Annotated in this window: 8 protein-coding genes and 1 tRNA gene; 6 read left to right on the forward strand and 3 right to left on the reverse strand. The window is 60.1% G+C overall.

All coding sequences use genetic code 11. From position 1 onward, the window contains the following. Nucleotides 1–18: 18 nt before the first annotated feature. The 4 genes from dnaG to CIC12_RS30570 all read left to right on the forward strand — a co-directional run bounded on the left by dnaG (nt 19) and on the right by CIC12_RS30570 (nt 7,505). A complete protein-coding gene (gene dnaG, locus CIC12_RS30555) occupies nt 19–1,887 on the forward strand; it encodes a DNA primase (RefSeq protein ID WP_168669929.1) in 1,869 nt (622 codons plus the stop codon). 92 nt (nt 1,888–1,979) lie between these two features. Further along, on the forward strand, nt 1,980–4,367 hold the full coding sequence (gene rpoD, locus CIC12_RS30560; protein ID WP_168669931.1) for an RNA polymerase sigma factor RpoD: 2,388 nt from the start codon (nt 1,980–1,982) through the stop codon (nt 4,365–4,367). Between the two features lie 151 nt (nt 4,368–4,518). Then, nucleotides 4,519–4,606, forward strand: a tRNA-Ile gene (locus tag CIC12_RS30565). 1,735 nt (nt 4,607–6,341) lie between these two features. Then, the gene (locus CIC12_RS30570; RefSeq protein ID WP_168669934.1) at nt 6,342–7,505 is read left to right on the forward strand and encodes a porin; all 1,164 of its coding nucleotides are present in this window, start codon (nt 6,342–6,344) and stop codon (nt 7,503–7,505) included. 117 nt (nt 7,506–7,622) lie between these two features. On the opposite strand, the gene CIC12_RS30575 is transcribed toward CIC12_RS30570, so the two are convergent. Further along, a complete protein-coding gene (locus tag CIC12_RS30575) occupies nt 7,623–8,753 on the reverse strand; it encodes a porin (RefSeq protein WP_168669936.1) in 1,131 nt (376 codons plus the stop codon). A 216-nt stretch (nt 8,754–8,969) separates the two neighbouring features. On the opposite strand from CIC12_RS30575, the gene CIC12_RS33960 reads away from it, so the two are divergent. Beyond that, nucleotides 8,970–9,077 carry a transposase gene (locus CIC12_RS33960; RefSeq protein WP_446728055.1) on the forward strand — a complete coding sequence of 36 codons (108 nt, stop codon included), beginning with the start codon at nt 8,970–8,972 and terminating at the stop codon, nt 9,075–9,077. Nucleotides 9,078–9,383: 306 nt separating this feature from the next. Then, on the forward strand, nt 9,384–11,015 hold the full coding sequence (locus CIC12_RS30585) for an acyl-CoA synthetase (protein ID WP_168669940.1): 1,632 nt from the start codon (nt 9,384–9,386) through the stop codon (nt 11,013–11,015). A gap of 126 nt (nt 11,016–11,141) precedes the next feature. Here CIC12_RS30585 and CIC12_RS30590 read toward each other — a convergent pair whose 3' ends face one another. Both CIC12_RS30590 and CIC12_RS30595 read right to left on the reverse strand, forming a co-directional pair. Continuing rightward, entirely contained in the window at nt 11,142–11,366 is a 225-nt protein-coding gene (locus CIC12_RS30590; RefSeq protein WP_168669942.1) for a hypothetical protein, read from the reverse strand. Nucleotides 11,367–11,659: 293 nt separating this feature from the next. Beyond that, entirely contained in the window at nt 11,660–11,863 is a 204-nt protein-coding gene (locus CIC12_RS30595) for a cold-shock protein (RefSeq protein WP_121320308.1), read from the reverse strand. Nucleotides 11,864–12,024: the final 161 nt, after the last annotated feature.

Genomic DNA, 12,024 nt, shown 5'->3' on the forward strand with positions numbered 1-12,024 from the left:
CAGGTAGCGTCATTTACTGTGATTCCACCGTCATTCCTGCAGGACCTGCTCAACCGCGTTGATATCGTCGACGTGGTCGGCCGGTATGTGCAGCTGAAAAAGGGCGGCGCGAACTTCATGGGGCTGTGCCCGTTTCACAACGAGAAAAGCCCCTCGTTTACGGTTAGTCCGACTAAACAGTTTTATCACTGCTTCGGCTGCGGCGCGCACGGGACGGCCATCGGCTTCCTGATGGAACATGTGGGCTCCTCGTTTCCGGAGGCGGTCAACGATCTGGCGCAATCGGTGGGCTTGACCGTGCCGAACGAGCCGTCGCCGGGATACGGCGGGGGCGGCGCCGGCGGCTACGCGCCGGCGGCGTCCAAAGCCGTCACGACGGCGCTCTCCGATGTCATGCAGACCGCTTGCGACTTCTACCGCAAGCAGTTGCGTGGCGCGCCGGGTGCTATCCAGTACCTGAAAAAGCGCGGGCTGACCGGCGAAATCGCCGCGCGCTTCGGTCTCGGCTACGCACCAGACGGCTGGCAGAATCTCGAAGCGGCCTTCCCCAATTATCGCGACGACGCGCTGGTGGAGTCGGGCCTCGTGATCGTCAGCGAAAAGTCCGACGCACAGGGGCAGAACCGCCGCTACGACCGCTTTCGCGAGCGGATCATGTTCCCGATACGCAACGTGAAGGGGCAGGTGATCGGCTTCGGCGGCCGCGTGTTGGATGGTGGCGAACCGAAATATTTGAATTCCCCCGAAACGCCTCTATTTAACAAGGGCAGCGAGCTGTATGGGCTGTTCGAAGCGCGTCTGGCAATTCGCGAACAGCACTACGTGCTGGTGGTGGAAGGCTATATGGACGTGGTCGCGCTGGCCCAATTGGGGTTTCAGAACGCGGTCGCGACGCTCGGCACGGCTTGCACGCCGGTTCATGTGCAGAAACTGATGCGCCAGACCGATACGGTCATTTTCAGTTTCGACGGCGATTCGGCAGGGCGGCGCGCCGCTCGCCGGGCGCTGGACGCCTGCCTCCCACACGCGGCGGACAACCGAACGATCCGGTTCCTGTTTCTGCCCTCCGAGCACGATCCGGATAGCTACGTGCGTGAATTCGGCACTGAGGCGTTTGCCGAGCAAGTCGAGCGCGCGATGCCGCTCTCGCAGTTCATGCTCAACGAAGTGCTGACGGGCAAGGAACTGGATCAGCCGGAAGGCCGGGCGCGCGCGCTGTTCGACGCCAAACCGCTGCTGCAGGCCCTGCCGGCCAACGCGTTGCGTGCGCAGATCATGCATATGTTTGCCGACCGCCTCGACGTGCCGTTCGACGAGGTGGCGGCGCTCTGCGAGGTCGATTCGCGGATCGCAGCTGCGGCGCGCCTCGCGCCGGCCCGCAAGGACCGGCGCAGCGTGACTGGGATCGAAGAAAAGACACTGCGCAATCTCGTGATGTATCCGCGCACGGTGGCGGTGCTCGACGAGGACGCCGAGCAGGCGCTGCTGAGCGTGACCCGGCACGGCGAACTGTTCGAGGAAGTGACGACGCACGCACGTGCGCTAGGCGATTCGGCGGAGTTTCAGTTGTTGTCCGACCTATTGCGAAACGGCGCAAACGCCCCAACTTTCGAGGAAATCTTTCGCAAAATTCTAGACTATGATGAAAATGTCCGGGATTTGCTGCTGAAAGACCCTCAGGACGCGACTGTCATCGAGGAACGGCGCGAGCAGGAGCGGATCGTGGGCGAGGAACTGAAAGCGGCGATCCTCAAGATGCGATACGACGCGTATTGCGACCGTCTGGAGCAGCTTTCACGACAATCCCGGCACACGCCGGAGGAGTTTGCGGAGCTTTCCGAATTGAATCGGAAGCGGGCTGATATGAAGCGTCAGCTAGGTCTGTGAGGGAAAGGGCGGAAACCTTGGGTGGTATAATTAAAGGTTCCTAGCGGTTTGTTTTTCAAGGGTTTTCCTAGCAAAGGCGAAAAGGCGATGCGATGGCAAAGACTACAGGCGGAAATCAGGCGACAACCGGTACACGCTCAAAGGAGCCGACCAGAAAGGTCACCGAGGCCAAGTTAGTTTCTTCCGCCAGGAAAACGTCTGCTGTCAGTGTTGCACCGGCTGCCGGGAAGAAATCCTCGGTCGCTTCCGCTGCCCGAGCGGATCCGGTCAGAGGGACGAAAGCTGTGCCGGCTGCCACGCAGCCGGGTGTCAGAAGCGCAAGGGAAGCGGCTGCCGCGCAGGACGATGCGGTAGTGCGCGAGACTTCAGTATCCACGGTTCTACCGGCTGTTGTCCACCAGCCGCGAGTCGAGACTACAGCCGGTACGGCGAACTCCATGACGAAAAAGCTGAACGAAGTACCCGTCGATGACGATGCAACCCAGACCGAAGAAACCCCTGCCGCCGCACCGGGCAAGGTCGAAAAGGTCAAGGCTCGCGACCGTCGTGCCAAGGAAAAAGCGCTTCTGAAAGATGCATTTGCATCGTCGCAGCCTGGCACGGTGGAGGAGATCGAGGAGCGCCGCTCCAAACTGCGCGCGCTGATCAAGCTCGGCAAGGAACGCGGCTTTCTCACGTATGCGGAAATCAACGACCACCTCCCTGACAACTTCACCGAGACCGAGGCGATCGAAGGCATCATCAGCACGTTCAACGACATGGGCGTGGCGGTCTACGAGCAGGCCCCCGACGCTGAAACGCTGCTGCTGAACGACAACGCGCCCGCCGCTTCGTCCGACGACGAAGTGGAAGAGGAAGCGGAAGTCGCGCTGTCCACCGTCGACTCCGAATTCGGCCGCACCACGGACCCCGTGCGCATGTACATGCGAGAAATGGGTACCGTCGAGTTGCTCACGCGTGAAGGCGAAATCGAAATCGCGAAGCGGATCGAGGACGGTCTGAAGCACATGGTGATGGCCATCTCCGCGTGCCCGACCACGATCGCCGACATCCTCGCGATGGCCGAGCGCGTCGCGAATGAAGAGATTCGTATCGACGAACTGGTCGACGGTCTGATCGACGCCAACGCGGAAGACGCCGACGGCTTCTCCGCGCAGGAGGCGGAAGCGATCGAGAGCGAAGACGAGGAAGCCGAGGAAGAAAGCGACGAGGACGAGGAAGAAGACGACGGCACCGCGCAAGCCACGGCCAACGCGGCGCAAATGGAAGCGCTCAAGCGTGCGTCGCTCGAAAAATTCGCGATGATCAGCGAATGGTTCGACAAGATGCGCCGAGCGTTCGAGAAGGAAGGCTACAAGTCCAAGTCGTACCTGAAGGCGCAGGAAACGATCCAGAACGAACTGATGACGATTCGCTTCACCGCGCGTACGGTCGAGCGTCTGTGCGACACGCTGCGCGCGCAAGTAGACGAAGTGCGTCAGGTCGAGCGCCAGATCCTGCACACGGTGGTCGACAAGTGCGGCATGCCGCGTGCGGAATTCATCGCGCGTTTCCCGGGCAGCGAAACGGATCTCGAGTGGGCGGACAAGATCGTCGGCGAAGGTCACGCGTATAGCGCGATCCTCACGCGTAATATTCCGGCGATCCGCGAACAGCAGCAACGTCTGTTGGACCTGCAGGCGCGTGTCGTGCTGCCGCTGAAGGACCTGAAGGAAACCAACCGTCAGATGGCGGCCGGCGAACTGAAGGCGCGGCAGGCGAAGCGTGAAATGACCGAGGCGAATCTGCGTCTCGTGATCTCGATTGCGAAGAAGTACACGAACCGTGGTCTGCAGTTCCTCGACCTGATTCAGGAAGGCAACATCGGCCTGATGAAGGCGGTGGACAAGTTCGAATATCGTCGCGGCTACAAGTTCTCCACGTATGCAACGTGGTGGATTCGCCAGGCCATTACGCGCTCGATCGCCGACCAGGCGCGGACGATCCGGATTCCAGTGCACATGATCGAAACGATCAACAAGATGAACCGCATCTCGCGTCAGATTCTGCAGGAAACCGGCCTCGAACCGGATCCGGCAACGCTGGCCGAGAAGATGGAAATGCCGGAAGACAAGATCCGCAAGATCATGAAGATCGCGAAGGAGCCGATCTCGATGGAAACGCCGATCGGTGACGACGACGATTCGCATCTGGGCGACTTCATCGAGGATAACAACACGGTTGCGCCGGCCGACGCCGCGCTGCATGCCAGCATGCGCGATGTCGTGAAGGACGTGCTCGACTCGCTGACGCCGCGCGAAGCGAAAGTGCTGCGTATGCGTTTCGGTATCGAGATGAGCACTGATCACACGCTCGAAGAAGTCGGCAAGCAGTTCGACGTGACGCGTGAACGGATCCGTCAGATCGAAGCCAAGGCGTTGCGCAAGCTGCGTCACCCGAGCCGCTCGGACAAGTTGAAGTCATTCCTCGAAGGGAACTGACCGAAGCAGGTGTTGGCGGCGGATAAAGCTGCGCTTGAAGGGGCCTCCCGGTTGTTTCGCTCAGGCGAAGCGGTTGCGGAGGTCCCTTTTTCGTGTAGTATGTCGGCCAACCAGCGAATGGGCCCGGCCTTCACGACCGGGTCTTTTTCTTGGGCTGGACGCCGTGTTGGTTGCAGGCAGTGGACTCATAATCCACCGGAGAAATCCCACCGTGGGTTCGAATCCCACCCGGCCCACCAAAGCTTGAAGAAAGGGTTCCGAGTATTCGGAACCCTTTTTGTTTGCGCCGCCCGGGATGATTGAAGCGCTTTGGCGATCGAGGCTTGCGCCGCGTTACTGATTTTATTTGATGTATTTCGAAACTAATGTCGGTGCCGCTCAGACGTGCGGGTGTCATTCGGTCTCGTGAACTGGCAAAAAGCGCTTTCACTTTCGTCTTGCGTGTTTGAGGTCGATTAATGGGCCGAATGGAGGTCCGATCAATACCGCCTTTTTCTCCCAGCACACGCCACTCAAAACTACCCGAATCCCATCTCTGGTTGGCGGAATTCCGCGCGATCGCCCCGACGCTCCTTCTTGCCTTGGCGGCCTACCGCACAGACGGGCAGGCGATGGGTTGGCAATCTCGATGTAAACGGTCCCAAGTTCGTTGCGCGGGAGTGGCACGTCGCTTGCTGAAGGTCGGCTTCCAGCAGTATCACTATAACGAGAATCATCATGCGATCCGACCACACCGCTACTGACCTGGCCCCGGCTCAACCACCGCTAGCGATGCCACTCGACGACGCCGGGGACAACGCGCTACACCTCAGCGCGTTGGCGCGCGTTACCTTCTGCTTTGCCTGGCTGTTTGGATTGGAACCGTTCCTGACGGAACCCGTTGACCTGGAGTCGCGTTCCAACAGGGTGGAGCGCCCATAACCGTTGCCAGCACGCTGGTTCGCCATGCATTGTGCGAACCGTCGTCGCGGTTGGACGTTGAAACTTTCGTCGGGAGCCGAAGCAATTTCTACAGCCCGCGTTGACGAGCGCGAGATCATGCTGCGCGGAGTGCGAGGAGCGGCGAGACAACGAGCCCATTCGGGCGCCGTGGGAAATCTCGGCTATACGCTCCAGTTCGCTGGGAATTAGGGAAACTCCGCGTGAAAAAAGGGACTGGCTTGTCCGTTAAAAGACTAAGGAAGGCCGTTAGATGTTCGCCGTCCGCTTTCGGCACGTGCTGGGTCACGCGGCGGTCGGCGCCGCAGTTCACCTCCGGGCAACGCCGTGCTGAGGGCATCCCTCTTGTATATGCGCTTCAGCGGAGCACCCACCTACGACGTACAAGCGCGGCGGCATAACGAGGAACCGATGAAACCGCCTGAAGGCGGTTTTTTCATTTCGTCGACAGCGGACGCATGCAGGCTCGGGTGGCATCTGCCCCATTGCCGAACAAACAATTCATGCGACTGATGAAATGAATCACCGCTGATGATAAAGGGACTAATTGTTAGTCAGAAGGCGACAATATTAACTCAATTAAGTTCCCGGTTTTCCAAAATAAATCTACAGAGAGCGCAGAATTTCGCTTTGCACAATTGCCTATTTCGGCGCACTTGGAGTTTCAATCCCTAATCGTTCCGACCCGATTACGTCACGCGTATTAAAACGTGTTGCATATGCACAACTTCGAATATTGAGAGGTTGCAAATAACTTCTGGCCAGAGCAGATGCGTGGCGCCGAATATCTTCCGATAAACGCATGCAAAACAACGACTTAATGCCCTTGCCGTCAGTATTGTTGCGAATTCTGAAAAATCCTGTTGTGTAAATTGCCCGCGCCGCTACTAGGGTGTCCCCCTACACTCACGCTTCGTTTGAAGGGTGCCCGGCTGATCCAAACGGTTCGGCCAAAAGGGCGGCAGCGCAGGCGACGCATGCGCTGCCGAGGCAGGTCCCGCTCCCCGCGTAAATTTATCGAACTTGGAGTCCCACATGAAAAAGAGTCTCATCGTCGTTGCGGTTGCCGCATCGTTCGCATCCGTCGCTCACGCACAAAGCAGCGTGACCCTGTATGGTCTGTTGGACGCGGGCCTGACGTACACCAGCAACGTTGACCACAACTCCAAGTGGGCAGCAGGCAGCGGCGGCATCAACCAAAGCATGTTCGGTCTGCGTGGTTCGGAAGATCTGGGCAACGGTCTGAAGGCAATCTTCACGTTGGAAAGCGGCTTCAACGTCAACAACGGCCGTTTCGCTAACAACAACGGCATGTTCAACCGTCAGGCATTCGTCGGCCTGTCGAGCGCGCAATTCGGTACGGTTACCCTGGGCCGTCAATACGACGCAGCTCAAGACTACCTGGCACCGCTGACCGCAACGGGCAGCTGGGGCGGCACGTACTTCGCGCACCCGTTCAACAACGACAACCTGAACACGAACGGCGGCCTGTCGGTCAACAACTCGATCAAGTACTCGAGCGCTAACTACGCTGGCTTCACGTTCGGCGGCACGTATGGCTTCTCGAACCAGGCTGGCGCATTCGCCAACAACCGCCAGTACAGCATCGGTGCTGCATACCAGTGGCAAGGCCTGCACCTGGGCGCTGCTTACGCACAGCAGAACAACCCGAACGCAACGAATGCAGCAGGCACGGCAAGCAACGGCGGCGCTTCGGACGGCGTGGTGGCGAACACGGTTGGCACGATCGACGGTCAATTCCGTCAACGTCAGTTCGGCGCAGCTGCTTCGTACGCATTCGGCCCGGCAACGGTCGGTGCTGCGTTCACGCAGTCGCGTATCGACAACCTCGTTGGTGCAGCAGCTGGCCAGCGTCAAGGTCGTTCGAACAACTACGAAGTCAACGCCAAGTACAACGTGACCCCGGCTCTGGGCCTGGGCGTTGCATACACGTTCACGGACGCACGTGGCTACGGCGAAAACGCTGACGGCAACGACATGAAGACCCGTTACCACCAGATCGGCCTGCAGGCTGACTACTCGCTGTCGCGTCGTACGGACGTCTACGCTCAAGCCGTGTACCAGCACGCAATGGGCGACGGCGGTGTCGCTTCGATCTACAGCGGCGACAACACCGTTCCGACGTCGTCGTCGAAGAACCAGACGGCTGCTACGGTCGGTCTGCGTCACCGCTTCTAAGCTTCAGCAGAAGCTGGTTGTAGTACAGAAAGGTGCCGTTCGCGGCACCTTTTTTTATGCGCGCGGCAATTCGAATGCCGCGCGCCTCGCGGGGTCTTCGCGGACCCCGCCGCCTCCTTAGAAAATCGTGCGCAGACCGAGTGCAACGCCGGTCTGATTGCTGCGGCCGGGTAGTTCGACCGCGGCGGCACCCGACACCTTGTCGAAATCGACCGTGCCATACACCTCGGTGCGCTTGGACAACGCGTATTCGGCCAGCGCGACGAACGTATAGCGATAGCCGCTACCCACTTCACCATTGCCGATCGCCGCATTGGACATGTGGTCGTAGTACGCCGCGCCGGTCAGCGTGAGCGCGGGCGTGGCTTGCCAAGTGACGCCCGCGAACGGGCCGTTGTCGACGCGACCCGATCCCTTGACGATATCGACACCCGGCACGAGCGTCTGCTGCGCTAGCGCACTGTCGACGAAGCCCGTGTCGTCCTTCGAATGCAGATAACCCACGTACACCTTCGTGGAGCTGAACGCATAGACCGCGTTAGCGTTGAAGATGGTCTGCTTGTGATTGCTGTTGTCGCTGTTCTGTTGCACGCCGGCCGCGACGCTCAAAGGGCCGGCCGCATACGACAGAGTGAAGCCGTACATATTGCCCGCGCCGAGATGTCCCGGTATCTGGCCCGAGAAGCCGTCCTCTCCGGTCGATTCCGAGTTGGTGCCGAACGAGTACATCGCGGCCAAGGTCAGGCCTTTGTACGTGCCGGTGTATTTGACGGCGTTGTCCGCATAGAGCCCCGCGCCGAGCGCGCCCGGCAGCCACGAGTTTTCGGCGTAGTTGCCGACCGTGAGCGGATCATAGGTATCGCCGAGCAGGTCGAACAGCGGCGTTTTCTGACGGCCGAACGTCACCGTGCCGTACGGGCTGCTCAGGCCCACGTACGCATTGCGGTTGAAGATCCGCTGGCTGTCCGAGGCAGAGCCGTCCTGCAGGTTGATGCCGCTTTCCACGTCGAAGATCGCCTTCAGGCCGCTGCCGAGGTCCTCCGAGCCGCGCAGACCCCAGCGGCTATTGGTAATCGCGCCGTTGGTCATGTACAGGCGGCTGTCATTCTTTGCGTCGGAGTTCGTCAGATACCGCACGCTGACATCGGCGACGCCGTACAGCGTGATCGAACTTTGCGCCAGGGCCGGTTCGGACGTCGCGGCGAGGGCAGCCCCGCCCACGAGTGCGGCGGTCTTGAGGAGTCTCATTTGTCTCACTGGAATTCCTGCATAGGTGGTTATGGATTCTTCGTTCAAACGCGGCGCGCGCAGATAGCCTGGGCGCCGGGCGCGCCGATGATAGACCACGACCTGCGCCGCGCCATTGGCCCTTTGACGCAATAACGTATTGTGCTTTTTGGCGATTGCGCCGGCGGATCTGACAGGAATTGACTTTGCGAATACGGGCTTCGGTTTATCCGCCGGGTGCTGAATAGTGTGATGTGGGTGCTGCATACGCGAGAGCCGTGGAGCACGATGCCCGAGGCTTATGTACCTTATCAGACCGCGCATCGCTATTACCTGCGCTGGTAAAGGGCGGGCGTGCCGAATGCGGTGGCGTTTGCGCTGTTCAAGACCGATGCGATTCCGGAGCGGCGCGTCGCACGCAAGCGCGACGCCGAGCTCAGCTAGAGTGTTCAGAATCGCGCATTCGCTGCGCGGCGACAAGCAGAAGCCGTCATATGGGGGCACGCACATCGGTGGCAAAAGTCGGTTCGAAAAAGCCACGGGCGCACTATTCTGTCATTTGAATGACAGACAGTTCACCATGGCACTTGCCAGGCTAGCTCATCAATCAGAATAATCGGTGGCGCGGTCCGCCCCTCAGGAGACGACGCAATGAAGCACATGTTCGAAGAAGGTCTCGAGCAGCGCGAGGCCAACTATGTCCCGCTGACGCCCATCGATTTCATCGTGCGCGCAGCGGAAGTCTACGGTGAGCGGCCCGCGGTCGTCCATGGAGAGATTCGCCGCACATGGCGCCAGACTTTCGAGCGGGCGCGGCGTCTGGCCAGCGCGCTGCGGCAGGCGGGCATCGAACGCGGCGATACGGTCGCCGTGTTGCTGCCCAACATCCCGCCGATGGTGGAAGCGCACTTCGGCGTGCCGATGGCGGGCGCCGTGCTCAACACGCTCAATACGCGGCTCGATGTGTCGTCGCTACTGTTCATGCTGCGCCACGGCGAGGCGCGGGCGTTGATCGTCGACACGGAGTACGGCGAGTTCGCGCGCCGTGCGGCGCTGGAATTTCCTGCGTTGCGAGTGATCAGTGTGGCCGACGCGATGCCCGCCGATGCCGCTCAATTCGTCCGCGCGACAGACTACGAAGCGTTCCTGCAGGCCGGCGACCCGGCTTTCGCCTTGATCCAGCCGGCCGACGAATGGGACGCCATCGCGCTGAACTACACGTCGGGCACGACCGGCGATCCGAAGGGCGTGGTCTACCACCATCGCGGCGCGTACCTGAATGCGCTCAGCAATATTCTCGAATGGGACATGCCGAAGCACGCGGTCTACCTGTGGACCTTGCCTATGTTCCACTGCAACGGCTGGTGTTTTCCCTGGACCGTTGCCGCGCGGGCGGGCGTGAACGTCTGCTTGCGCAAATTCGACGCGAAGACGGTGTTCGACCTGATTCGCAGCGAAGGCATCAGCCACTATTGCGGCGCGCCGATCGTGCAGAGCGCGCTCGCCAATGCGCCGGCCGAATGGCGTGAGGGAATTACGCATCGCGTCTCGACGATGGTGGCGGGCGCGGCTCCCGCGCCCGCGGTGATCGCGAAGATGAAGGAGATCGGCTTCGACCTGACGCACGTCTACGGGCTGACCGAAACCTATGGGCCCGCCGCAGTCTGTGCGAAGCAGCAAGCGTGGGAAACGCTCGACGACAGCGCCCGCGCTGAGCTGAATGCGCGGCAGGGCGTGCGCTATCACCTGCAGGCCGCGGTGAGCGTGCTCGATCCGGACACGCTTGCGCCGGTTCCCGACGACGGCGAAACGCTCGGCGAGATCATGTTTCGCGGCAACATCTGCATGAAGGGGTATCTGAAGAACGAACGCGCGACCGAAGCGACCTTCCGCGGCGGCTGGTTCCATACGGGCGATCTCGGCGTGCGGATGCCCGACGGTTATGTCCGCATTCGCGACCGCAGCAAGGACATCATCATTTCAGGCGGCGAGAACATCTCGAGCATCGAGGTGGAGGACGCGTTGTATCGTCACCCGGCAGTGTCGGTCGCCGCCGTGGTGGCGATGGCCGATCCGAAGTGGGGGGAGGTGCCGTGCGCGTTCATCGAACTGAAGGAAGGCGCTCAGGCGACCGAAGAGGAGATCATCGCGCACTGCCGATTGTTTCTGGCCGGCTACAAGTTGCCGAAAGCAGTGCGCTTCGGCGAATTGCCGAAGACGTCGACGGGAAAAATTCAGAAGTTCGAACTGCGCGCGCGGGTCAAAGCGGAGCGCGACGAATAACGCGCTGTGTGAGCAATGTGCCGGAGCGCGCGCCGACCGCTACGGGGGTTACGGACACCAAGGGCGCTGGATCGCACCCGCAAGACATGCACTTTCAGCATGTCATCGTGCAGCGTAGCCGTGCGCTCAACCGCGCGTGTCGACCCAATGATGCGCCCAGCGTGCCGAGTGCTGAAGAGCCTGTTCTTCGCTCGTGAAGTAGTCGAGAGAATAGAACTGGTAGCGCCCGTCGGTACGTGCGCTTTCGGCGCGTTCGAGCAACAGGTTGGATGAAAAACTGCCGTCGGGCAAACGATGCGCCGAGGGTTGGACGGCATAGCCGTTGTAATGATGAATATGTTTGCTTTGCATTTTATATTTTAATGATGTTCGATTGCGCGCCGGCCGTACGAACCCGTGATACGAGTTACGCAGACGAGCTGATTCAAGCCATTGCGAGCCGAATCCTGACGCAGTCGGGGTGCGAAAAAATGGGCGTTGAAGCCAGAGGGGAGAATGAGGTGCAACGAGGCGTTTGGCGCTTAGGCAAGCTGCTCGAAAACGAATGCAGCTAAAAAGCGATCGCGCCAACTGTGGGAGACAAAAGCTCCGCGAGGGTGTCGCTGCAGCCCGATGTCCGTTGCCGGACACCGAGCCCTTCAAACTTACAGCGGCTTGATGTTAGCCGCTTGCAGACCCTTCGGGCCTTGCTTCGTTTCGAAGCTCACTTTCTGATTTTCAGCCAGCGTCTTGAAGCCGTCGCTGCGAATTTCCGAGAAATGCGCGAACAGGTCGTCGCCGCCCTTGTCCGGGGTGATGAAGCCAAAGCCTTTGCTGTCGTTGAACCACTTAACGATACCGGTATCCATAAAGAATCCTTGAGGAAAAAAATTGAAGAATTTGCTCTGATGAAGAGCGCGCGAAGCGTCAAGGAGGGAGAGGACAACGAATACCGCTGAGGGAGCGAGACATTGATGAACAGCAATCGAACTTCTTGAACTTCGGGTGCAACAATAACCGCGCAGGTGTG

The organism is Paraburkholderia sp. SG-MS1, from assembly GCF_012275575.1.
Taxonomy (GTDB): Bacteria; Pseudomonadota; Gammaproteobacteria; order Burkholderiales; family Burkholderiaceae; genus Paraburkholderia.

Excerpts from the sequence above, each read along its gene's own strand:
- CIC12_RS30590 (WP_168669942.1), bottom strand. The coding sequence starts at position 11,366 with ATGCAAAGCAAACATATTCATCATTACAACGGCTATGCCGTCCAACCC.
- CIC12_RS30575 (WP_168669936.1), bottom strand. The coding sequence starts at position 8,753 with ATGAGACTCCTCAAGACCGCCGCACTCGTGGGCGGGGCTGCCCTCGCC.
- CIC12_RS30570 (WP_168669934.1), top strand. The coding sequence starts at position 6,342 with ATGAAAAAGAGTCTCATCGTCGTTGCGGTTGCCGCATCGTTCGCATCC.
- CIC12_RS30585 (WP_168669940.1), top strand. The coding sequence starts at position 9,384 with ATGAAGCACATGTTCGAAGAAGGTCTCGAGCAGCGCGAGGCCAACTAT.
- rpoD (WP_168669931.1), top strand. The coding sequence starts at position 1,980 with ATGGCAAAGACTACAGGCGGAAATCAGGCGACAACCGGTACACGCTCA.
- CIC12_RS30595 (WP_121320308.1), bottom strand. The coding sequence starts at position 11,863 with ATGGATACCGGTATCGTTAAGTGGTTCAACGACAGCAAAGGCTTTGGC.